The organism is Streptomyces cahuitamycinicus (genome assembly GCF_002891435.1).
Taxonomy (GTDB): Bacteria; Actinomycetota; Actinomycetes; order Streptomycetales; family Streptomycetaceae; genus Streptomyces; species Streptomyces cahuitamycinicus.
Genome location: NZ_POUC01000091.1, coordinates 1 through 23,284 on the forward strand (window position 1 = coordinate 1; position 23,284 = coordinate 23,284).

The following is a 23,284-nucleotide window of genomic DNA, read 5'->3' on the forward strand; positions in this document are numbered from 1 at the left end:
TCTTCCACGACGGCCACTACCACGTGTGCTACCAGTACAACCCGTCCGGAGCGACCCACGCGAACATGCACTGGGGCCACTTCCGCAGCCCCGACCTGCTGACCTGGGAGCCGCTGCCGATCGCCCTCGCCCCGACCCCCGACGGCGAGGACGTCGACGGCTGCTTCTCCGGCAACGCCGTCTCCGACGGCGACCGGCTGGTCGCCTTCTACTCCGCGCACCGCGAGGACCGCTCGTTCCAACACCAGCCCGTCACCTGTGCCGTCTCCCACGACGGCGGCAACAGCTTCCGCCCGCGGGGCGACCTGCTCATCCCCGAGCTGCCCGAGGGCTGCACCATGTACCGCGACCCGTACGTCTGGCAGGACGGAGACGGCTGGCGGATGCTGGTCGGCGCCGCCCTCGCGGACGGCCGCGCCGCCGCCCTTCTCTACGACTCGCCCGACCTGGAGAACTGGACCTACCGGGGGCCTTTCGCGGCCCGCCGTCCGGAGCCCATCGGTGGCACCGGACTGCTCACCGGAGAGGGCTGGGAATGCCCCCAGTACCTTCCGTCGGCCGACGGACGCGGCGCCCTCATCCTCAGCGCGTGGACCGAACCCACCGGCCCGCAGCACCTCGCAGCCCTGACCGGCGAAGAGCACGACGGCCACTTCAAGGCCGGCCCACCGGCACCCGTCGACCACGGCCCCGACTGCTACGCACCCGCCCTGCTGCGTGCACCGGGCAACCGGTGGCTGCTGTGGGGCTGGTCATGGGAAGCCCGCGACGAAGCCTGGGCCGTCGCCGGCGGATGGGCCGGCCTCCTCACCCTGCCCCGTGAGATCCAGGTCGACGACGACGGAACACTGCGCCAGCAACCCGCCGCCGAACTGCTTGCCCTGCGCGGCGAACACACCATCCACGCCGCAGGCCGGACGCACGGTCCGCAGCCGACGGAACTCGGCAGTGTGGGCTGCGCCTTCGACCTCACGGCCCGTCTGGAGCCGGCCGGACACGCCGGTCTGCGGCTCCTCACGACCCCGGACGGCTCCGAGTACCTCGACATCCACCTCGACACCGACGCCGGCGAACTGGTCGTCGACCGCGAACACGCCTCACTGGACACCCGGGCCCGCGGCGGCTCCTACCGGATGCCCTGCCCAGCCGGCCGGCCCGTCGACCTGCGCGTGGTCGTCGACCACTCCATCGCCGAAGTCTTCCTGACCACCACCGGACAGGTCCTCACCCTGCGCTTCTACCCGACAGGGCAGAGCCCGTGGCGACTGCAGGCCCGCACCGCACCGGGGACACGCCTCGGTTACGCGGTCGACGCCTGGGAACTGCACCCGCTCGTGATCAAGGAACCGAGCACCGACGCCGCAGAGCCGGCGCCGGCGTCGCCGTAGAACCGACACCGACCGGTCGATCCCCCACCTCGGCAATGTGTCCCACCCACTCGCCCCAGTACTGAACAAGCAGGTCCGAAGGAGGATCTTCCATGAGGTCATACGGTCTCGGACGACGCCAGTTCCTGGCCACCGCAGTCGGTGTCGCCGCCGCCTGGACCCAGGTTTCCGGGAATGCCATCGCCGCCCCGCAGCAGAAGCAAGCCTCACGTGACAATTCCGTCCGTGTGTGGCTGACGGACGTATCGGCCGACAAGTGGGTCGCCGGTCAGGACGATGTGCTGTTCAAGGCGAGGAAAACCGCCAACCCGCTGACGATCAAGGTCGACGACGGCGTCAAGTACCAGAAGGTCGAAGGCTTCGGCGCGGCCATGACCGACTCCTCCGCCTGGCTCATCGACAAGCTGTCCCCTGCCGAGCGGACCAAGCTGATGAAGAAGCTGTTCGATCCCTCGAAGGGAATCGGCCTCAGCCTGCTCCGTTCTCCGATGGCCGCCACGGATTTCAACGCGTCCGGGAACTACTCCTACGACGACATGCCCGCGGGGCAGACGGACCCGACGCTGTCCAACTTCTCCATCCGGCATGACCTGCCGTACATCGTTCCGGCCTTGCGGCAGGCCCTCTCACTCAACCCGTCCATCAAGATCATGGCCAACCCGTGGAGCCCACCAGGCTGGATGAAGACCTCCGACTCCATGATCGGAGGCACCCTCAAGAGCGAGTACACTTCCGCGCTCGCCGACTACTTCGTCAAGTTCATCCAGGCCTATGGCGAAGCCGGCGTGCCCATCTCCTACATCTCCCCGCAGAACGAACCCATGGGTACGCCCACCTGGCCCGGCATGTTCCTGTCCGCGTACCAGGAAGCCGAGCTGATCCAGGAGATCGGCAAGGCGTTCGAGGCCGACGGAATCTCCACGAAGATCCTGGCGTGGGACCACAACTGGGACGTGCCCTCGTATCCGGAGACGATTTTCAGCGACCCCGCCGCCTCCAAGTACACCGCGGGAACCGGGTGGCACATCTACAGCGGCAACCCGAACTCCCAGACGCTGGTCCACAACGACTACCCGGGCAAGGAAACGTTCATCACGGAGGCCACCGGAGGCGTTTGGCAGGACAGCGACCGGACGGCGTTCAGTGAAGCACTGGGTACGTGGATCATCAACGGCACGCGCAACTGGGCGAACGGGGTGATGCTGTGGAACATCGCACTCGACCCCGATCGGGGCCCGCTCAACAGCGACACGGCCGGTATACCCATGCTGCGCGGCTTGCTCACGATCGACCCGGCCGACGGACGGGTGACCTACAACGTGGACTACCACGCCCTCGCCCACGCAAGCCGGTTCGTCAAGCCCGGAGCGCGCCGGATCTACTCGAACACGCTCGGGGAAGGCAGCATAGAGAACGTCGCGTTCCAGAACCCGGACGGATCGAAGGTTCTGATCGCCCACAACTCGGGCAGTGCCGCGAAGACCTTCAGTGTCGCGGACGGGACGCACTCGTTCGACTACACCCTTGACGCCGGCGACGCCGTCACGTTCACGTACTCCGGGCCTGCGCAGAGCGGCCGTACCCCCGCGGCGACCAAGGTCTCGGACCCGACACATGACTTCATGTTCAAATCGGCATCCGGTCCGGTCACTGTCACGTACGACCCGGAACTGCTGCCTTACCAGAATTCCATCCGTACCGGAAACAAACTGGTCACGTACTCCCTTCCGATCGGAGCTGCCGTCCAGACGACAGGAAGGGCACTGAGCCGTGGCAAGTGGACGGCCAAGGCTTCCGCGCAGCCGGACTGGGGTGTGGCCGCGAACGCGATCGACGGCGACATCGACACCAGGTGGAGTCTCGGGCACGGGCCGACGAGCGGCGACTGGTTCCAGATCGACCTGGGGAGCCCCACGAGCTTCAACAAGCTCGTCTTCGATACCGGCGTGAACAATTCGTTCGACTACGTCACCAAGTATCAGATATACGTTTCGGACGACGGAGTCGATTGGGGCAGCGCGATTGCGAGCGGCAGCGGCGGCATCGGCAAAATAGCCGTCACGTTGCCGACCCGGACGGCACAGTACATTCGCATCGTCAGTACTGCGGTATCCGGTTTCTGGTGGGCCATCGGCGACATCGAGGTGTACGGGTCCGCGCGTGGAGCCGGCTCGATCGCAGCTCCGGCAGCGGTATCGAACGGCCTCCAGCTGAAGACCTGGACCAGCAAGGAAGGGTCGCAGGTCACCGTCGTGTTCAACGGGACCGCCAACGGCAAGAGTTTCAAGATATCCGCCGACGGCTCGTACACCTATATGCTGCCGAGCGGCACCTCGGCGATGTTCACCACCAAGAAGCTGTCGAGCTTCCCATCGCCGAAGTTCAGCGAACTGAAGCCGGAACGAGGAATGCCACGCTCCAAGTTCACGATTCGCGGTGCTGGTTTCGGTGACGCCCAAGGGCTGGGCACGGTGTACTTCGGATCAAGCTATGCCGAAATAGACACCTGGTCGGACACGAGCATCAGTGCCTACGTTCCGGCGGGGCTTCCGGCGGGGAAGGTCACGGTTTCCGTGAAGGGAACCAGCGGGGTGGACGCAGGTGGATCTTCGTTCGACGTCATAGACCTCGGTTCTGCGCTGCCGCGGACGGGCTGGACCGCAAAGGCTTCGGACGCCACTCAGGGGGATGCGCCCGGAAACATGCTCGATGGCAGTTCCGACACTCGGTACAGCTCCGGAACAGGGCAGTACGACGGCCTCTGGATCCAAGTGGACATGGGGCAGACGCAGACCTTCAACAGGATTGTGTTGGATGTCGGCGGAAGCGTCAGCGACTATGCGCGGAGCGCGGACGTATACGTGTCCACGGATGGAAGCGACTACACCAAGGTTTCTTCCGCAGCGGACGGCCAACGAGTCCACCTGATGTCCTTCCCCACGCAGACAGCTCGCTATATCAAGGTCGTCAACACCGAAAATGTCGCGCGTAGTTGGTGGTCAGTCGCGGAATTCAACGTCTACAACTGACCTCGGGCTTTCAGGGCCGGAGTGGCACGCCTCGCCGAGGGGCGCCGCTCCGGCCCAACCGGTGCCCGGCCCCCTGCGCGTCGGATACCGACGGGGTGCGCGGATCGCCGACCGTGCGTCAACTCCACTTGACCGTGTCACTGGTTCGGGCGCACCAGGGTGGGGTGGCGCTTAGCGGATGCATCTACCGAAAAGAATCATTTCGACAACACCCTGCCGAAAGGACCAATTCATGCGCTTCGCCCCTGCCTTCATGTTCGCCGCTGCCGGTGCGCTGCTCGCGGCGAGCGCCGCCGGCACCGCTGCCGCGGCGGAGCAGGGGGATGTCGTGGTGTTCGCCACGGAAGTGACGCCACTGTCGGTCTATCACGATCCGCACGGGTGCCAGAAGCTTCCGCCCGACGCGCATGTGCTGACGAACCACACCGATCGTCCGGTCACCGTCTACGCCGACCCGTTCTGTCTGACCCCCGGCCTCACCGTCGAGCCCGGATACGGCTCGCACGTGGCGCCCGGCAGCGGCAGTTTCTCCGCCTGAGCCACCGCTGTTCCCGTTCCCTCCCCACACCCTCAGGAGAACGTACGGACATGGCCATGGATCTCGTCGTCATCGGGCTGGGGCATGTCGGACTGCCGCTCTCCAGAGCCGCGGTCTCGGCCGGTCTGGCGACCGCGGGGTACGACGTGTCCGGAAGGGTGGTGTCCGGACTCGCCGCAGGCCGCTCGCATGTCGGCGGCGTCCTCGACGCCGAGGTCGCGGTCATGCTGGACGCGGGCTTTCGTGCCACGACCGACCCAGCGGTCCTGGACGGCGCGCAGACCGTGGTGATCTGTGTGCCGACCGGGCTCACACCGGAGGGCTTACCCGACCTGTCCGCGGTCGAGGGCGCAGCCCGGGTCGTCGCCGCCCGGCTGCGCCCCGGCATGCTCGTCGTCCTGGAGTCCACCAGCTATCCCGGCACCACGGAGGACGTCTTGCGGCCGCTGCTGGAGCACGGCAGCGGGCTGCGGGCGGGCGAGGACTTCCACCTGGCGTATTCGCCGCAGCGGATCGACCCCGGCAACGAGACGTGGTCCATCGGCAACACGCCGAAGATCGTGAGCGGTTGCAGCGCTCTGTGCGCCAAGTACGCCGTCGCGTTCTACTCCCGGTTCGTGGACCACCTCGTCCTCGCCCGTGGCACGCGGGAGGCGGAGATGGCCAAGCTCCTCGAGAACACCTACCGGTACGTCAACATGGCCCTGGTCGACGAAATGGCACTCTTCTGCCACGAGACCGGTATCGACGTCTGGGACGTGCTGCACTGCGCCGCGACCAAGCCGTTCGGCTTCGCACCCTTCAGGCCCGGACCCGGCGTCGGCGGGCACTGCATTCCCGTCGACCCCCGCTATCTCACCGCGCGGGCCGCATCCCAGGGCTTCGCCTTCCGCACGCTGGCCGCCGCACACGAGGTCGTCGGCCGTATGCCGAACCATGTCGTGGACCGGGCGCTGGCCCTGCTCACCGAGGTCAGGGGCCGCCCTGAGGGCGCACGGGTCCTGCTCCTCGGAATCACCTACAAAGCGGATGTGGCCGACGTCCGGGAGACGCCGGCGCACCCGGTGGCGGCAGGGCTGCTCGCCGCCGGTGCCGAGGTGTCCTACCACGACCCGTACATAGCCGAGTTCACGGTCGGCGGCCGGTCTGTGCCGCGCGCCGAGAACCTCCAGGAAGCCATGGCCCAGGCCGATGTGGCGATCCTGTTGCAGGAACACGCCTGCTACGCCAGGGAAGCACTGGGCCAGGCTCGCTGTGCCCTGCTCGACACCCGCGGCCAGGCCGTGGGCAGCCAGGTCACCCTTCTCTGACCCCCTCGCGCTTCTCTGACCCCCTCGCGCCGGCCCCAGCCGGCGTCTCCTCCTGCCGGCGTTCGCCGGCCCCAGAGCCCGCGCAGCGGTACCGCCCTGCGCGGTCGCGGCCCTGCCCAGGTGCCGTAGTCCGTCATCCACCCGGAACAAGCCGCACCACCGACACCACCGACACCACCGACACCATCGGACTCCGTCCGAAAGAAGGACAGACATATGAGCACCGCTGTCGCCAACGACCGCCTGGTGAAGCGCTTCGAGAAGTGGGACACCGACGGCAACGGCGTCCTGGAGGCGAGCGACTTCCAGGGCGAGGCAGCCCGGATCGCCCAGAACCTCGGCAAGAACGCCGACTCCCCGGAGGTGCAGGAGCTCCACAGCGCGTTCCAGGGGCTGTACCAGCACCTGGCCCAGAAGGCCGGCGTCACGGCTGGTGGCGCCATCAGCCGGGAGCAGTTCCTCGCCGCCACGGGGGAGTTGCTGTTCAAGGAGGGTGAGGCGAGCTTCAACCGCGCGCTCTCTCCCATCGTGAAGGCGTTGGTCCGCCTGTGCGACGACAACCACGACGGCGAGATCGACGCCCGTGAGTTCCAGGCCTGGCTGTCCGCGGTCGGCGTGCCGGCCTCCCAGGCCGGGGAGATCTTCCAGACGGTGGACAGGAACGGCGACGGAAGGCTGTCCGAGGACGAACTGCTCCAGACGGTCCGTGACTTCCACTTCGGCCGCCTGGAGGTCGAGCTGCTCGGCTGACCTGTCCGAGCGGCAGCTGTGACCCGGGTGGGCGACCACCCGGGTTCCACGGCCACGGATGGCGCCGCCCGTTCACCGGGCCGGCGCCATCCGGTGCGCGACGGATGCCCTTCAGGTGTCGGGCGACGCGAGAACCGTGCCGTGGTCCCCGGACCGGCCCTGGACGAAGGTGACGGCGTTCTCCGGCCGCAGGTCCAGGTCCCTGCCGCTGACCGGACGCGCCGCGTGGATCAGGATGTTGTAGTGGTTCGGCAGGTGGCAGGCGTCGAAGCCGAGCACCGTGCCGACCGCCGTGTCCCCGATCCGCACCAGGTCACCCCGGTCGATCACACCGCCGCACGACAGCTCGGCGAAGCCCAGGAAACCCACCCGGTCGATCCGGGCGCCCGGGCGCGGGTCCCACTGGTCGGTGGTGACCAGTTCGTGCACCTCGCCCCGGCGTACGCAGCGTGCCGCGTGCTCCTCCAGCCGCATGCCGCGGTCCGTGCGGCGGTGCACGAGCACCTTGACCAGTGATCCACGCACCACGCGCTTCGGGCCGTCCTCTGCCCGATTCACCGGCCCGCCTCCGCTGCCGTCGCATCCGACGCGGGCCGGGCACAGCGGTAGGCCGCCTCCACCAGTTCCAGCGCGGCCAGGCCGCCGTGTGCCCCCGGGCCGGCCGGAGCACCGGGACGTACGAGCGCGGCGAACTCGGTGAGGACCGCCTCGTACTCGTGCCACAGCGACGCCTTGAAGCCGGTGTGTCCGGCCAGCATGTCGGCGTGCATCACCTCTCCGCCGGCCAGCTCCACCTCGATGTCCTTGAGTTCTCCCGGGTACGACCAGTCCAGCTCGACCGAGGCCGTGGTTCCCGTACGGCCCCGCAGGCTGATCACCGCCCGACGGTCGACGCCGGAGCCGTCGCGGTCGATGTCGCAGTGGCCGACGGCGAGTTCACCGAGCAGCAGCCGCACCAGGTCGAGGGCGTTGGGGCCGTTGTCCGCCACACAGCCGCCGCCGCAGCGGGCCGGGTCCAGGTACCAGTCCTCGCCGCCGAGATGCTCCTCGATGCGTTCCAGGTAGCGCACCCGGACGGAGCGGATCTCCCGGCCCGTCGTCCGGCGCGCCAGTGCGCGGACGGCGTCGTTGTAGCGGCGGTGGAACGCCGTCATCAGCGGGACCCCGTAGTGCCGCGCCAGCTCCACCAGCAAGGACGCCTCGGCAGCGGTCAGGGCGAGGGGCTTCTCGACGCAGACGGGGACGCCGGCGGCCAGGGCGTCCCGGCACAGGGGCAGATGGACATCGTTGGGCACGGCCACGACGAGGGCGTCCGGTCGTGCCCGGTCCAGCAGCGTGCGGTGGTCGCTGAAGCGTGCCACCGGGCCGGGGAACTGCTCCAAGGCCTCGGCGCGGGCGTCGCACACGGCGGCCAGCCGCCACTCGGGCAGCCGTTCCGCGGCGGCCAGGTAGTAGGGGGAGATGGCGCCGAGACCTACGACGCCGAGCCGCAAGGGCGCCGTCATCGCGGGCTCCTCCCGGGACCGCCGAGGAGACCGAGGGCGGTCAGCTCCGCGTGGAGGTGAGGGGGCAGGGGGATGCCGTGGCGGCGGCGCTCGGCGGCGAGTTCCGCCTCCCGCCAGCCCGGGTAGCGCACCGGCTCGCCGCCGGGCACCGGTGGGCAGTCGACGAGGGTGCCGAACAGGGACCGGGTCGTGGCGGCCACGTCGGCGCCGGGGCGCAGCACCTCCGGGGAGATCGCGAGGAGGAAGAAGCCGATGCCGTCGTCGCTGCCGTGCGGCCGGCCGTCCCCTTCCAGCGCGGCGGGCGCGGGCCCCACGGCCGCGCCGGACACCACGGCGGCCAGCAGTTCGACGGCGATGCCCAGCCCGTAGCCCTTGTGGACGCCGGCCTCGGCCGTGCCGCCCAGCCAGCGCAGGAAGGCCTCGCCGCGGTCGAAGGCGGACGGGTCGGTCACCGGGGCGCCCGCGGCGTCCTCCAGCCAGCCGTCGGGCGCCGGGGTGCCGCGGCGGGCGGCGACGCGGACCCGCCCGCTGGGCGCGACGGTGGTGCTCATGTCCAGCAGGAACGGGTACCCGTCGAGGGCCGGCGCGGCGACGCTCAGCGGGTTGGTGCCGAGCATCGCCACCGCGCCGCCCGGGGGCCGTGCGATGCGCTGGCCGCCGCAGTTGCTCGCGACCACACCGATCATCCCGGCGTGCGCGGCACGCACGGCGTGGAAGCCGGCGCACCCGAAGTGGGTCGCCCCGCGCACCGACACCAGCCCGACCCCGTGCCGGCCGGCCCGTGCCACGGCGTCGTCCATGGCCTCGGCCGCGGCCCACAGGCCCAGGGCGCGTCGAGCGTCGACGACCGCGCAGGCGCCCAGGTCGGTGAGGGCCTCCGGCTCGGCGCGGGGGTCGCAACGGCCGGACTCCAGCAATGGCAGGTAGAGCCGGGTGAGGTTGAACACGCCGTGCGAGTCGAGCCCGGTCAGATCGCCGTGACACAGCGCGTCCGCGGCGAGCCGGGCCCGCGCGTCAGGGATGCCGTGGCCGGTGAAGAGGCCGGTGAGCGAGGCGTGCAGCTCCGCGTGGTCGACGAGGACGGTCGTGTGCTCGACCGCCGCTCGCGGGGCGGTGGGTGCCGTCATACGGGATTCCTTACGGGGCGGGCCAGTTGTCTTCGCAGGTCGTCCGGCTGGGGGTGTGGTGCGCTACGGAGGTCGCTGCGCCGACGCCGCAGGCAGCGCCTCGGCGAAGAACGTGACGAGCCGGCGGACCACGCCGGCGAACTCCTCGAGGTCGGCGAGGTCGACGAACTCACCGGGCGCGTGGGCGCGGTTGGCGGCGAGACAGCCGGGTCCGAGGACGGTGGTGAAGGCGTCGTCCAGACCGGCCGCCCAGATGGCGTCGCAGGTGAAGCCGGGGTCGCCGGCCGCCGCCCGGGCTCCCGCGCGGGCCAGGAGTTCCTCGGCCCACGGGTCGGAGTCGTCCAGGGCGGGCAGGCCCTCCTTGTCCCAGCCGAGCCGGGTGATCCGTGCCGCCTCCCGCGCTGTACGCGCGAACTCGCGGGTAGGGGCGAAGAGTTCGGTGAAGCGGTGCAGGCCGTCGACGACGTGCCGGGCGACCTCGGTCTTCAGGCGGTCGCCGTCGGCGGTGCGGCGGTACGACAGGTTCAGCAGCAGCGTGCCGGTGCCGTGGACGCGGTTGTGCGTACGTCCGGTGTGCAGTCCGGCGACGCACACCCGCGTGCCGGGTACTGCCCCGTCCAGGCGGGCGGCGAGGTGCTGGGCCAGGAATCCCAGCAGCACGGTGGCGTTGTGTCCGGCGTCCGGGTGGTCGTCCACCGCGTCCTGGCCCGCGACGGTGATGCGCGCGGTCATCGCGGCGGTGGCCCGGGGCAGCGCGCGCAGCCCGGTCGGCTCGCAGAACACGTTGAGGCGGCCGTGGTGCCCGGCTTCCAGCAGCGGGCGGGTGCCGTAGGTGCCCAGGGCGCCGCCCTCCTCCCCGGCGACGGCCTGGAGCAGGACGGTGACGTCCCGTCCGACGGCGGGGTGGGACGCGGCGGCCCGCAGCCCGGCGAGCAGGGCCACGGCGGGTCCCTTGGCGTCGACCGCGCCCCGGCCGGTGAACCGCACGCCGTCGAAGGCGGGCGGGGTGTGCCCGGCGACGGTGTCCAGGTGGACGTTGAACATCACGGTGTGCGCACGGGGACGCTCGGGTCCCAGCCGCAGCAGCAGGCTGGGCTGGTCCGCGAGGAAGCGCGGATCGCGGGCGGCGGCGCGGACCGTGGACGGTACGCCCGGGCGGTCCAGGCAGGCGGCGGGCGGACCGGCGAGGCGGAGGGTGCTGAATCCCGCTTCGGCGGCGGCCGTCGCGTACCGCCGGAGGATCTCGGGCAGCCGGGACGGCGGATCGTCCGGGCCGGCCTCCAGGGGGTTGACGCTCGGCAGGCGCAGCAGGTCGAGCAGCAACTCTCGGTGCCGGCCGGTGAAGAAGTCGCTCACACCGGGCCGTCCAGGGGGCCGGTGACCGGCTGTCCGGCGCCCAGCAGCCCGGCGAGCGCCTGGCCGGCCCGGACGAACAGGTCGGCGGCGTCCTCACCGGCCAGGGCCAGCCCCTCGTGGGGGCGAACCGCGAGATGGGGTTCGAGGGACAGTGCTCCGGTGTAGCCGTGGGCGGCCAGCAACTCCAGGCATTCCGCAACCCCGGCCTCGCCCGCGCCGGGCAGGGTGTAGGCGGTGCCGCCGTCCGGCGTGCGGACGGCGTCCTTGATGTGCACGTGGACGACGTACGGGGCGAGGTCGCGGAGCATGTCCGGGGCGCGGTAGCCGTACGGGACGCCGTTGCCGGTGTCGAACAGCAGTCGCAGGGCGGGGCTGTCCACGGCGCGCACCAGTCGTAGCGCGCGGTCGGCCCGGTCCCCGGCCCAGCCCGCGCAGTTCTCGTGCGCCAGTACCAGGCCCGCGCGCTCGGCACGGTCCGCCAGGACGGCGGTGCGGGCCAGGACGCGGTCGGCCCAATCGGTCTGCGTCAGACCGTCGTTGGGGTACGACATGATCCGCACCAGACGGCAGCGGAGGGTGGCGCAGCGCTCGGCCAGGACGTCGAGTTCCGCCAGGTCCTGGCCGAGGCGGCCGGTGATGGGACGGGACCAGTTGCCGATCCGGGAGGCGACGGCGGTCACGGTGACGCCTTCGTCCGCGAGCCGCCGGGCCAGCGTGCCGAAGGCCGCCACGGAGAGGTCGGCGAGAGCTGTGCCGTCGACCGTGCGCAGTTCGATGGTGTTCCAGCCGAGCCTTCGCAGCGCTGCCAGTTGCCCGTCGGTGCCGGGTGCCGCCTCGTCGCCGATGCCGGTGAGCTGCCCGAACCCCCGGACGCCGGATCCGGCGGCGCCGTGCCGTGACATGTCAGCGGCTCCCGGCGCCGGCGTGCGGTGTGACGGCGCAGTGTTCCCGGGCCGCGCACAGCAGCCGCGTGGTCGCGCAGGCGAGCGGGAAGTTCCCGGCGCCCGCGGCGCCGGAGGAGAAGCCGCGGTAGGCGTCGTCCAGGAAGGCGGTCAGGGCGTCGTCCCGGAAGACATGGTGTCCGATCCCGGGCATTCCGTCCGTGTCGAGGGTGTCGTGGCCGATCCCGGGCACTCCGTCCGCGTCGAGGGTGTGGCGGCCGATCCCGGGCACTCCGTCCGCGTCGAGGACTCCGGTCGGCGGGGCAGCCGTACCGCGGTCGAAGGGGGCGACGACCAGCTGCGCGTGGTCGTCGTCCTCGCTGAGGGGGAAGTGGGCCGTGGCCGTCCCGCCGTCGAACTCGCAGACGACGCTGCGTTGCCGGAGGGGTGCGCCGAGGTCGGAGCGCAGCAGCGTCACCACGCCCGAACGGTGCTCCAGTTCGACGTGCGCGCCGCCCAGCAGGGGCAGTCCGCGGTCCCCGCAGCGCAGGTCCCAGCAGCGCGCGGCCCGGAGTTCGGCCGGTCCGGCCAGATCGAGCGCGAGCGCCAGGGAGTGGGGGATCTCCACGTCCAGGGCGGACGGATGCCCGTCGGTCGCCAGGGACCGCAGGAAGCGGGGCTTGTGCTGGTCGACGATGATACGGCGCAGGGAGCCGAGCAGTCCGCCGCTCACCAGCCGGCGTAACCGGCCGGCGAGCCGGGAGGTGATCCAGTGGGTGACGGTCACGAGATCGAGCCCGGCGTCCTGGCGCAGCCGGATCAGGGCGTCGAGTTCGTCCATGGACGCGGCGAGTGGTTTCTCCACGATCATGCGGCGGAAGCCGTGTCCGGCCAGCTCCGCGAGGAGGTCGTAACGCAACCGGGGCGGTGTGCACACGTGGACCACCGCGGTGGCGGGGTCCACGTACCGCAGGGCCTGTTCCAGCGTGGTGACAGCCGTGACCTCGCCGGGCGCGCCCAGGAGCCGCAGACTGTCGGCGCGCGGGTCGCAGCCGACCGCGGGCAGCGCGACGAGCGGATGTCCCGTGGCCGCGGTCCGCCGGGCCAGACCGCCGAGCGTGTGCAGATGCAGTCCTGATCCGGACCGGCCGAGCCCGACCACGAGGGGCTGCAGCACAGGGCCTCCTGAGAGGAGAGCGGGAAGGAAACGGGCGTGCGAAATGCGCTGAGCCGCGCACAACTCCGGTGCGCCGCACCACTGTTGCGGCCGCGAGCGGAAATGGTCAAGGCATCCGGAACGCCATTCCCCAGAACGTGTGAAGATGATCCTTTCCTTTCTCCGTCGACCGGAAGTCCGATTAGCGTGGGCATTCCACTGACACGACGGAGACAGGTGAGAGATTGCCTTCCAGTGGACAGATTTCGGCGCGCTCCGAGGGTGCATTACCGTCTGCGCCGAGAACGCCCGATCGAATTCCCTTCTTCTCTCAGGCCGCGACTTTCGAACGACTGTGGCCGTCTATCGAAAAGGCGTTGGACGACGTTTTCCACAGCGGCAAGTTCTCCCACGGAAAACAGGTCGGACAGCTCGAGGCGGCGCTCGCGGACTACACAGGCGCCCGGCATGTGATCGGCGTCAACAGCGGCACCGACGCGCTGGTGCTGCTGCTGCGCGCCTGCGGACTGCGCCCCGGCGACGGTGTCCTGGTGCCGGCGTACTCGTTCTTCGCCACCGCCTCGGCCGTCGTACTGGCGGGCGGGACACCGCAGTTCGTCGACATCGATCCGAAGACGTACGCGATCGACCCCGCGGCGCTGAAGGCGGCCGTCACTGCGCGCAGCCGGTTCGTGATGCCGGTGCATCTGTTCCACACGATGGCCGACATGACGGCCGTCACCACCGTCGCCCGGCAGCACAACCTGACCGTCGTCGAGGACAGCGCCGAAGCGATCGGCATGCGCCGGCACGGAGTGCACGCGGGCCTGCACGGGGCCGGTGGCGTCCTGTCCTTCTTCCCCTCCAAGACGCTCGGCGCGCTCGGCGACGCGGGAGCCGTGCTCACCGACGACCCGGAGGTGGCGGCCACCGTCGCGGCGCTGCGCCACCACGGCAGGACGGGCCGCACGCTGAACAACTTCCCGGCCATCTCCACCGAAAGCGCCCTGCCCGGCGCGAACAGCAAGATGGACGACATCCAGGCGGCCGTCCTGCTCACCAAACTGTCCCTGCTGGAGGAGCACATCGCACGCCGGGCCGAACTGGCGGACGCGTACACCGCCCGGCTGCGGGACGTGCCGGGGATCGTCCGCCTGCCCCGGACCACCGCCGGACCACCGGACGACCGCGACGTGTACTACGTCTACCTGATCGAGACCGAGCACCGGGACGCCCTCGTCGACCACCTCGCCCGGCACGCCATCGGCACGGAGGTCTACTATCCGGTGCCGCTGCCCCACCAGCCCGCTTTCGCGCACCTGGGGCACCGGCAGGGCGAGTTCCCCCACGCCGAGGCGGCGGCCCGGCGCGCCGTCGCCCTGCCCTTCCACCCCGATCTCGGATCCGACGACCTGGACCGCGTCTGCGACACCATCCGCTCCTTCCTCGCCGGAACGAGGACGACCGCATGACCGCATCGCTGACTCCCGCCGTCCCGTTCTTCCCTCCCGCCCTCTTCGAAGCCGACCGCCCCGCACTGATCGGGCTGGTCCGCGAGGTGGGCCTCGACCCGGAGCAGCGGTTCATCCTGGGCAGGCGCACCGCCGCCTTCGAGGACCTGCTGCGCGAGGACCTGGGGGCCGCCGACGTGGTCGCCTGCTCCAGCGGTACGTCGGCGCTCTCGCTGGTGCTGCGGGCCATGGACGTAGGCGCCGGTGACGAGGTGATCGTGCCGGCGTTCGGCTGCGCGCCCCTGGCCGCCTCGGTGGCCGGCTGCGGGGCCACACCGGTCTTCGCCGACATCCGGCCGGACACCATGACCATGGACCCCGACGAGGCGGAGCACCTCGTCACCGAGCGGACCAAGGCGGTGATGCCGGCCCACATGTTCTCCGTCATGGCCGACATGCCACGCTTCGCCGAACTGGCCCGACGGCACGGACTGCGCCTGCTGGAGGACTCGGCGGTCGCCCAGGGCGGCGTGCTGCGGGGTGTCCCGGCCGGACTGTGGGGCGACGCGGGGCTCTACTCCTTCGTACAGGTCAAGACCTGCGGCATGCCCGGCGAGGGCGGCGTGGTCGTCACCCGGGACCCGGCACTGGGCGAGAAAGTGCGGATGCTGCGCAACCACGGCCAGTACGCCGGTCGCCGGTTCGTCCACCACACCGTCGGGCTCAACAGCCGCTTCGACGAGATCCAGGCCGCCTTCCAGACGTACCGCTACCCCGGTTTCCCGGCGCGACTGGCGCGACGGGCGGAGATCGCCGCGTACTACACCGAGCGCTTCACGCCGCTGGCCGGCCGCGGTGTGGTCCCGCCGCCGCCCGGCGGGGACGGCCGGTGCTTCTACGTGTACACGGTCCTGGCCGAGGACCGGGAGGCCCTCGAAGCCCACCTGGCCGGGCGGGGGGTGGCCACACACGTCTACTATCCGTGCCCCCTGCCCGCCCACCGTGCCTTCGCCCCCTACGCGTCGCCCGGTGCCCGCTGGCCGCGCGCCGAGCAGGCTGCCCGCCGCCATCTCGCCCTTCCGGTGCACCACTTGCTGACCGACGCACAGGTCGAGCACGTCGCCGACCTCGTGTGCGCCTTCGCCACCGAGCGCGGCTGACCGGCGACCGCCCGCCGCGGACACCGGCGACCGGCGACCGGCCGCCTCCGACACCGCTTGGCCCAGACCGACCGCCTCGCCCATCGCGCTGCCCGGGCGAGCGGCACCCCCCTTCGGACGCAGACACCCCCTCAAGAGGTCATCCATGACGGACAGCATCGCGGCCGGTCGTCCGGCCGCGACCGCACACGGCCACAGTCGGCTGCGCGCCTACGCGCGGCTCGGCAAGCTGGACGTGTACGACTACTACCTCGGCATCTTCCTCGCCCTGACCGCCGCGCTGTTCCCGGCCGGCGCCTTCACCGCCCGGCAGGCACTGGTGATGGCGGTGTTCCTGGCCGGCGAGGTAGCGGTCCTCATGGCGATGGTTGCCCTGGACGACGTCACCGGGTTCCGGGACGGCAGCGACCTCGCCAACTACGGCCCCGACAACCCGCTGCGCAGCAAGGCACGCAAGCCCCTGGTCGCCGGGGCACTGACGGTGCCCCAGGCGCTGCGTTTCGCCTGGGCCTGCGCGGCGGCCGGGGCGGTGCTCTGGGCGGGCGCCGCCGCGCTCGCGCCGCACCACCCGCTGTGGGCGCTGGGGACGGCGGGCGCGCTGTTCGTGGTGTCGCTGCAGTACTCGTACGGGCTGAAGATCAGTTACCACGGCTTCCAGGAGGTGTTCCTGGTCGCCCTCGGCGCCGTGCTGGTGATCGTTCCCTACGGCCTGGTGACGGGGGGCTTCTCCGGATTCCTGATGGTGCAGGCGGTGCTGTTCGGGTTCGGGCCGCTGATGTTCGGCGTCTACTCCAACACCAACGACGTGGCCGGCGACCGGGCCGTGGGCCGACCGACCGTGGCCGCCCTGGTCTCGGAGCGGGGCAACGCCGTCTTCATCGGAGCCCTGTCGGTCGCCGAGTTCCTCATCGGCGCGGTCGCCTCGGTCGCCGGGGTGGCCCCCTGGTGGTTCGTGCTGTTGATGCTGCCGGCGACCGCGCTGCGAGCCCGTCAGTACCTGACCGGGTTCGTCCGCGGCGACATCATGACCGCCCGCCGGACGGGCTTCGCGGTGCACCGGCTGAGCGTGGTGCTGATGACCGTGGCCAACGTCGTCGTCGGAACGGGAGCCGCCCGATGAAGCCCGAACTCGATGTCGCCGTCGTCGGAACGGGAGCCGCCGCATGAAGCCCGAACTCGATGTCGCCGTCGTCGGCGCGGGCATCGCCGGCCTGACCGCCGCCCACGAACTGCGCCGCGCCGGGCTGGCCGTCCGGGTGTACGAGCAACTGCCGGACGTCGGCGGCCGGATGCGCAGCATCCGCCAGGAGGGCTGGACGGTGGACACGGGCGCCGAGCAGGTCCCGTCCCGCGGCTACCGCGCGACCTGGGAGCTGCTGCGACGGCTGCGCGTCACTCCCGCGGACGTGCCCCTGGTCGGCGGAGCGGTCGCCGTCTGGCGCGGCGGACGGCCCCACCTGGGCGTCGGCGAGAGCACGGCCGTGGTCACCGGAGCGGGCCTGTCCCCCCGGGCACGGCTCGACCTGGCCGCCTTCTCCGCCTGGACCGGCCGCCGCCGCGCCGCGTTCGACGGTGACCGTCCCGAAACCAGCCCGCTGGGCGCCGCCACCGTGCGGGAGATGGCCGCCCGCTACCACCGCGACGTGCACGACTACCTCTTCCAGCCGGTCGCCGGCTGCTTCTTCGGCTGGGACACCGCCCGGTCGACGGCCGCCCCCATGGTCAGCCTGCTGCTGGAGGCCGGTTCCCCCGCCGCCTGGCGCACCTACCGCGACGGCATGGACTTCCTGGCCCGCCGCCTGGCCGCCGACGCCGAGGTCGTCACCGCCCGGCCCGTACGCGAGGTCACCGACGCGGGCGGGCACGCCGTACTGCGCTTCGACGACGGGCAGGTCACCGCGCGGTCCGCCGTGCTCGCCGTACCGGCGCCCGTCGCGGTGGCCCTCCGTCCGGACGCTCCCGCCGACGAGCAGCCCTTCCTCACCTCCTGCACCTTTACGCCCATGCTGAAGGTCAGCTGCCTGCTGGAGCGCCCTCTCGCACCGGCGGCCCGGCGGCCGGTGCACATCCTGCTCACCCCGGCCGCCGAGGAGGACGTGCTCTCCGGCGTCGTCGTCGACCACGCGAAGGACCCCGGCCGGGCCCCCGCCGGCCGGGGCCTGGTCACCCTCGTGGCCGCTCCACGCCGAGTCCGCGCGCTGCTGGACGCCCCTCCCGACGAGGCCGCCGACCTCCTGGTCCGCGCGGCGGAACGCTATGTCCCGGGCATCGGCGACGCCTGCCGCCACCGTCTCGTGCACGCCTTCCGCCACGGCCTGCCGGAGGCCACACCCCAAGCCCTGCGGGAACGCGCCGGCTTCCTGTCCCGGCCGGCGCGCGCCGTGGAGTACGCCGGCGACTGGCTCACGCTGCGGCCAGCCTCCGAAGGAGCCGTGCGGGCGGGCGCGCTGGCCGCGTCCCGCGTCCTGAGCAGGCTCGGACGGAACACCCCGGCCGACCCCGAACGATCGGAGGAGACCGTTGCGACCGCATGACATGGGCACCCTGTTCGACGAGGCGGCGGCAGGCGGCGCCCGGACCGTGGTCCACCTGGACCGGCCCTTCGACATCGCCCCGCACGCCGGCACCCGGTGGACCGTCACGGAACTCGCCGGCTTGGTCCGCGCCACCGCGGCCCGCCTCGCCGACGCCGGGGTCGGGCCCGGGGACCGCGTGGCGATCGTGAAGGACAACCACTGGGACTACGACCTGCTCGCCTGCGCCGCGGTCCGCCTCGGCGCCGTACCCGCGCTGCTGTCCGCCCGTCTCGACACCGCGAGCCTCGTCACCCTGCTGGAGCGGCTGCGGCCCGCCGCGCTGATCACCACCGCTGCGGTGCTGGCCCGTTGCCGGGACACCGCCGCCGGCGAACCGGCCCCGATCGTCGTCACCGTCGACTCCGCCGCGCCCGGCACGGTCCACCTGGCCGCGCTGGACGCGTCCCGCCCCTGCGCACCGGTGCGGCGCCACGACGACGAACCGCTGGTCATCCATCACACCTCGGGGACGACCGGCGTGCCCAAGCTGGTGGTGCACTCCACGCGGACACTCGTCCACAAGCTGGCCCGCTTCGAAGCGGTGCGCTATCCGGGCATCGGCATCCGCCCGGACGACGTCCTGGCCAACGCCAGCGCCTACGGACACGGACGCACCTTCTGCTGGACGGCCGTCGTCGTGTCCCTCGCGCCCGCCGAAATCCTGATCCTCACCGGAGACGACCCGGAGGCCGCCGACCCGCTCCTGCGGGCCCACCCGCCCACCGTCGTCGAGGCCCTGCCCGCCTCCTACATCCGGCTGCGACCGCTCACCACCCGGCTGGACAACCCCTTCCGGCGTGTCCGCCTCTACATCAGCACCTACGACGCCGTGCACCCGCCGGCCCTGCGCGCGTACCTGACCGCCAGCCGCCGCGCCCGCCCGCTGTGGATGCAGGGCTGGGGCCAGACCGAGACCGGACCGCTGACCTTCCGCTTCCACACGCGGCGCTCCGCGCTCGCCCCGGACGCGGAGACCACGGCGCGCCGGCTCGGCCGTCCCGTGCCGGGCCGGACCCGGCTGCGCGCGGTGGACCCGGACACGCTGCGCCCGGTGCCGCGCGGCCGCCTCGGCCTGCTGCTCGTCCGCAACCCCGCCCTCGCCCTGGGATACGTCGGTGAACAGGACCGCTGGGACGCCAAACGCGTCGGCGACTGGTGGTCCACGGGCGACATGGGCGTGCACCACCGCGACGGCAGTGTCAGCGTCCTCGACCGCGCCGCCGACACCCTGCCCAGTATGAGCTGCCTGCGGACCGAGGACGTACTGGAGCAGCGACTGACGCAGGCCCTGGAATGCGTGATCCTCGGCGCCCCGGACGGCGATCCGCTGCCCGTCGTGGTCACCGCCGACGGCCGGCTGGACCCGGACGCCTGGAAGCAGGCCACGCAGGGACTGCCCGCGCTGCGCGACCCGACCGTCCTCACCTGGGACGAGGTGCCCCGCACCGGAACCGGCAAGGTCCGCCGCGCGGCCCTGGCACGCCGACTCACCGGCGCGGCGCCCGCCGGCACCGGCCGGTGGACGTGACCGGGCCGCCGTCCGACGAGGACGGCCTGTCCGGGATGTCCGACGGCGCCGGCCTGCCAGGGCCCCTGTTCGACGGCGCCGGCCTGCCAGGGCCCCTGTCCGACGACGGCGGCGCCCCGGGCCGCTTTACGGCGAGAGGAGTCTCACCGTGGCACCGCCGGCCTTCCGCCCGGGTGCGCGTCCGCCCCGCAGGGTGCATGGCGACGGCATCGAGCCCGTCGGCGTCGGCCGCCGGGCCGCACCTGACGACACCGGGCCTGCCCGGCCCGCGCTCCGACGAGAGGATCCACACCGTGCCCCAGCCCGCTCCCGCCCGGGAGGGCACCGACCCGGTCTTCGGAAACGGCACCGCGCACAGCCGCGACCAGCACTCCTGCCTGGCTGCCGCCTACGATCCGGTGACCCTGCCCCGCCTGGCGGCCGCCGGTGTCGGCCCGGGCTGGCACTGCCTGGAGGTCGGCGCCGGCGGCGGCAGCATCGCGCGCTGGCTGGCGGGCCGGGTGGCACCGGGCGGCTCGGTGCTCGCCACCGACCTCGACCCGCGCGACCTGGCACCCGGCCCGCGCCTGGAGGTCGCCGCCCTCGACGTGGCCCGCGACCCGCTGCCGGAGGCGGCCTACGACCTGGTGATGGCCCGCCTGGTCCTGCAGCACCTCCCCACCCGGGACGCCGTCCTGCACAAGCTGGTACGCGCTCTCAAACCCGGCGGCCTGCTGCAGATCGACGAGCTCGACGCCTCCTACGAGCCACCGCTGCTGACCCCGGACGCGCAGGCCGAAGCGCTCTACGTCCGGTTCCTGCGGGCCAAGACAGCCGCGCTGCGCGCCGCGGGCGGCGATCCGCAGTGGGGACGCAAGGTGCCGGCGGCATTGCGGGCGGCGGGACTGACCGCCATCGACGTCCACCTCCACATCGGCGTACGGCACGCCCGGGACCCCGGCCTCGGCCTTCAGTTGAACCACACCCGCAACCTCCGGGACCGGCTGACGGAACAGGGCATGACCCAGGAGGACCTGGACAGCGTGGGACGGCTGATGCGGGACCCGTCCTTCCGCGCCGCATCCAGCGTCCTGTACTCGGTGCAGGGCCGCCGGCCCGGCCGGGGGCGATCGTGACGCCACGCCTGCGCGCCGCGGCCCGGCCGGCCGTCGCCGCCACGATCGCCGGCCGGCTGCTGCGGCACACCGCGCGGGACCTGCCGGAGACGAGCGGCCCGGGCCGGGATACGCCGCGGTACACCGTCGAATGGGCGGGGCCGGTCGGTGCGGACCTGCCGGACGAGCGCGCCGTACAGGCCGCCTGCGGTCTCATGGAGGTCCACGGCCGGGCGACGGGCGGGCCGCTCCCGCTGGCTGTCGACTACGCCTCGGTGGTGGCGGGGGTGCTCGCCGCCCAGGGCGCCACCGCTCTCCGTGTCGCGCGGGCCCGCGGCCTGGACCTGCGCGAGGTGCGGACCTCTGTGGCACAGGGGGCGCTTCTGGCGGTCGGCCAGTACCTCGCCGCCGAGACGGCCCGCGACAACTCAGGTCCGCACGGGCCGGCCCGCGACAACTCAGGTCCGCACGGGCCGGATACGCCGGCGCCGGCGACGGCCGGACCGGACGCGCCGTCGACGGGCGGTCTGGCGACCTTGGAGACGTCCGACGACGCCCGAGTGGAGGTCGAGACCCTCGACCCCCTGGCGTGGCGGGAGTTCTGGGTCCGGCTCGGCGTGGTCCCCGCGCTCGCCGGCCGTGGCTGGCTGCCGTTCCAGCAGCGGTTCGCCACCGCCGTCTGCCCGCTGCCGGACGAGCTGCGCCGGGCCGCCCGCCGCCGCACGCTGGCGGAGCTGCGGGCCGCCGCGCACCACACCGGCGTCAGCCTCCTCTCCGTCGGCTCCGACCCGGCCCCCGCCGTCCGCCCGGCCGCCTGGTGTCTCACTCCGGGACCGGCACCTTTTCCCGGGGCCCGGGCGCACCCGGACACCGCCCTGCCCGGCACACGCCCGGTCGTCCCGCTCTCCGGTGCCGTCCTGCCGCTGACGGGCTTGCGGGTGGTGGAGTCCACCCGCAGGGTGCAGGGCCCGCTCGCCGGGCACGTCCTGCGGATGCTGGGTGCCGAGGTGGTCCGGATCGAACCGCCCGGCGGCGACCCGATGCGCTGGCTCCCTCCGCTGGCGGGAGACTGCTCGGCCCGGTTCTCGGCTCTCAACGCGGGCAAGCCGGTGATCGAGGCCGACCTCACCGCCGCGCAGGGCCGCGACACTGTCCGCGCGCTGGCCGCCGAGGCCGACGTCTTCCTGCACAACTGGGCCCCGGGGAAAGCCTCGCGGCTCGGCCTGGACGCAACCGACCTGCTGCCCGGCCACCCCGCCCTGGTGTACGCCTGGGCATCCGGCTTCGGGGACGCCTTCGGCGACCGGCCGCCGCCCCTGGGCACCGACTACCTCGCCCAGGTGCACAGCGGCCTCGCCGCGGCGGTACGACCGGCCGACCAGCCCCCGGCCCCCTCCCTGATGACCCTCACCGACGTGCTCGGCGGACTGGTGTGCGCCCAGGGGGTGCTGGCCGCGCTGGCTGCCCGGGAGGCAACCGGCCGGGGCAGCCGCGTCGACTCCTCCCTGGTCTCCGCCGCCGCTCTCGTCCCCCGTCCCGCACACCGGCCCTGCTGGACGGCACTGGACCGGCCGCTGCGCACGGCGGACGGCCATCTGTACCTCGGTCCCGAGGCCCGGGCGTGCCCCGAGGCAGTGCTCCGCCTGCTGGGCGGTGTCGGCCCCACGACCGCCGCCGACCACGCGGCCCGCTTCGCACGCCGCACCACCGAACAGTGGACGGCACGGCTGGCCGAGGCCGGTCTGACCGCGACCCCCGTACTCACCGACCTGACGGCTCCGGTCCGCGACCCGGCCTTCCGGGCGGCCGTCGCGCCACCTGATCCGTCCACCGGCCACGCACGCCCGTACGCCCCCTGGGAGTTCGCATGACGGCCGCCCCCGAGACCCGGCACCGTATCGCCGCGTCCGCGAGCCGGGCCGGGCAGCCGGTGTGGACCTCACGCGCCGGCGTGCCCTTCCCGGATCTGGTGCCCCGCGCCCAACGACGTGCCTGGGTGACGGGGGGCCTGTGCCCCGACACCGACCTCTACGCACTGTTCACCGGCCGGGTCCATGAACACCCGGACCGCCAGGCGCTGGTGGACGACGCCGGAGTGCTGTCCTACGCGGCGCTGGACGCCGAAGTCCGCCGGATCGCCGCCTTGTTCGCCCAGGCGGACCTGGGAGACGGAGACGTGGTGGCGCTCCTGCTGCCCAACGGGCGCGACGCCGTGGCCGCGGAACTCGCCGTCTACGCGATCGGCTCGGTGGCCCTCCCGATCCCCCCGGGCGGCGACGACCGCGACGTCCGGGCGCTGCTCGCCCGCTCGCGGGCCCGGGGCGCCGTCCTCGCCTCGGCCCGCCTGACACAGGCCGTCGCGGATCTTCCGTACCTGCGCACCGTGTTCACCCCCGGCCCGGGCGACGCACGGACGCACGGACTGCACTCCCCCT

Annotated in this window: 19 protein-coding genes; 13 read left to right on the forward strand and 6 right to left on the reverse strand. The window is 72.4% G+C overall.

Annotation, left to right across the window (positions count from 1 at the left end; all coding sequences use genetic code 11):
• From C1J00_RS15135 to C1J00_RS15155, 5 genes are all read left to right on the forward strand, one after another.
• Nucleotides 1-1,388: glycoside hydrolase family 32 protein (locus tag C1J00_RS15135; RefSeq protein ID WP_102909598.1), on the forward strand; the 1,388-nt coding region annotated here is incomplete at its 5' end.
• 92 nt (nucleotides 1,389-1,480) lie between these two features.
• Nucleotides 1,481-4,417, forward strand: coding sequence for a discoidin domain-containing protein (locus C1J00_RS15140; RefSeq protein WP_102909599.1), 2,937 nt, complete (start codon nucleotides 1,481-1,483; stop codon nucleotides 4,415-4,417).
• A 232-nt stretch (nucleotides 4,418-4,649) separates the two neighbouring features.
• The gene (locus C1J00_RS15145; RefSeq protein ID WP_102909600.1) at nucleotides 4,650-4,955 is read left to right on the forward strand and encodes a hypothetical protein; all 306 of its coding nucleotides are present in this window, start codon (nucleotides 4,650-4,652) and stop codon (nucleotides 4,953-4,955) included.
• Between the two features lie 50 nt (nucleotides 4,956-5,005).
• A complete protein-coding gene (locus C1J00_RS15150) occupies nucleotides 5,006-6,265 on the forward strand; it encodes a nucleotide sugar dehydrogenase (protein ID WP_102909601.1) in 1,260 nt (419 codons plus the stop codon).
• A 216-nt stretch (nucleotides 6,266-6,481) separates the two neighbouring features.
• The gene (locus tag C1J00_RS15155; protein ID WP_102909602.1) at nucleotides 6,482-7,015 is read left to right on the forward strand and encodes an EF-hand domain-containing protein; all 534 of its coding nucleotides are present in this window, start codon (nucleotides 6,482-6,484) and stop codon (nucleotides 7,013-7,015) included.
• A 111-nt stretch (nucleotides 7,016-7,126) separates the two neighbouring features.
• Here C1J00_RS15155 and C1J00_RS15160 read toward each other — a convergent pair whose 3' ends face one another.
• The 6 genes from C1J00_RS15160 to C1J00_RS15185 all read right to left on the reverse strand — a co-directional run bounded on the left by C1J00_RS15160 (nucleotide 7,127) and on the right by C1J00_RS15185 (nucleotide 13,061).
• The gene (locus C1J00_RS15160; protein ID WP_102909603.1) at nucleotides 7,127-7,573 is read right to left on the reverse strand and encodes a DUF6917 domain-containing protein; all 447 of its coding nucleotides are present in this window, start codon (nucleotides 7,571-7,573) and stop codon (nucleotides 7,127-7,129) included.
• On the reverse strand, nucleotides 7,570-8,520 hold the full coding sequence (locus C1J00_RS15165; protein WP_102909604.1) for a Gfo/Idh/MocA family protein: 951 nt from the start codon (nucleotides 8,518-8,520) through the stop codon (nucleotides 7,570-7,572). The genes C1J00_RS15160 and C1J00_RS15165 overlap by 4 nt, the downstream gene beginning before the upstream one ends.
• On the reverse strand, nucleotides 8,517-9,647 hold the full coding sequence (locus C1J00_RS15170; RefSeq protein ID WP_102909605.1) for an Ldh family oxidoreductase: 1,131 nt from the start codon (nucleotides 9,645-9,647) through the stop codon (nucleotides 8,517-8,519). The genes C1J00_RS15165 and C1J00_RS15170 overlap by 4 nt, the downstream gene beginning before the upstream one ends.
• A gap of 63 nt (nucleotides 9,648-9,710) precedes the next feature.
• A complete protein-coding gene (locus tag C1J00_RS15175) occupies nucleotides 9,711-11,003 on the reverse strand; it encodes a M20/M25/M40 family metallo-hydrolase (protein ID WP_102909606.1) in 1,293 nt (430 codons plus the stop codon).
• Nucleotides 11,000-11,905 carry a sugar phosphate isomerase/epimerase family protein gene (locus C1J00_RS15180; RefSeq protein ID WP_102909607.1) on the reverse strand — a complete coding sequence of 302 codons (906 nt, stop codon included), beginning with the start codon at nucleotides 11,903-11,905 and terminating at the stop codon, nucleotides 11,000-11,002. Before C1J00_RS15180 ends, C1J00_RS15175 begins: the two co-directional genes overlap by 4 nt.
• A 1-nt stretch (nucleotide 11,906) precedes the next feature.
• On the reverse strand, nucleotides 11,907-13,061 hold the full coding sequence (locus C1J00_RS15185) for a Gfo/Idh/MocA family protein (RefSeq protein ID WP_180989561.1): 1,155 nt from the start codon (nucleotides 13,059-13,061) through the stop codon (nucleotides 11,907-11,909).
• 356 nt (nucleotides 13,062-13,417) lie between these two features.
• Between C1J00_RS15185 and C1J00_RS15190 the strand changes: the two genes are divergently transcribed.
• From C1J00_RS15190 to C1J00_RS15225, 8 genes are all read left to right on the forward strand, one after another.
• Entirely contained in the window at nucleotides 13,418-14,512 is a 1,095-nt protein-coding gene (locus C1J00_RS15190; RefSeq protein ID WP_245936350.1) for a DegT/DnrJ/EryC1/StrS family aminotransferase, read from the forward strand.
• Nucleotides 14,509-15,651 (forward strand): DegT/DnrJ/EryC1/StrS family aminotransferase, encoded by a 1,143-nt coding sequence (locus C1J00_RS15195; RefSeq protein WP_102909609.1) that lies wholly within the window; start codon nucleotides 14,509-14,511, stop codon nucleotides 15,649-15,651. Before C1J00_RS15190 ends, C1J00_RS15195 begins: the two co-directional genes overlap by 4 nt.
• A 145-nt stretch (nucleotides 15,652-15,796) precedes the next feature.
• Nucleotides 15,797-16,771: a UbiA family prenyltransferase gene (locus tag C1J00_RS15200; protein ID WP_102909610.1), complete on the forward strand. Its 975-nt coding sequence runs from the start codon at nucleotides 15,797-15,799 to the stop codon at nucleotides 16,769-16,771.
• A gap of 43 nt (nucleotides 16,772-16,814) precedes the next feature.
• The gene (locus C1J00_RS15205; protein ID WP_102909611.1) at nucleotides 16,815-18,185 is read left to right on the forward strand and encodes a protoporphyrinogen/coproporphyrinogen oxidase; all 1,371 of its coding nucleotides are present in this window, start codon (nucleotides 16,815-16,817) and stop codon (nucleotides 18,183-18,185) included.
• On the forward strand, nucleotides 18,172-19,755 hold the full coding sequence (locus C1J00_RS15210; protein WP_245936351.1) for a class I adenylate-forming enzyme family protein: 1,584 nt from the start codon (nucleotides 18,172-18,174) through the stop codon (nucleotides 19,753-19,755). The genes C1J00_RS15205 and C1J00_RS15210 overlap by 14 nt, the downstream gene beginning before the upstream one ends.
• A gap of 197 nt (nucleotides 19,756-19,952) precedes the next feature.
• Entirely contained in the window at nucleotides 19,953-20,870 is a 918-nt protein-coding gene (locus tag C1J00_RS15215; RefSeq protein ID WP_102909614.1) for a class I SAM-dependent methyltransferase, read from the forward strand.
• Entirely contained in the window at nucleotides 20,867-22,720 is a 1,854-nt protein-coding gene (locus C1J00_RS15220; protein WP_245936352.1) for a CoA transferase, read from the forward strand. Before C1J00_RS15215 ends, C1J00_RS15220 begins: the two co-directional genes overlap by 4 nt.
• Nucleotides 22,717-23,284, forward strand: a 568-nt coding sequence (locus C1J00_RS15225) for an AMP-binding protein (RefSeq protein ID WP_146046193.1), incomplete at its 3' end; no start/stop codon positions are given. The genes C1J00_RS15220 and C1J00_RS15225, both read left to right, overlap by 4 nt.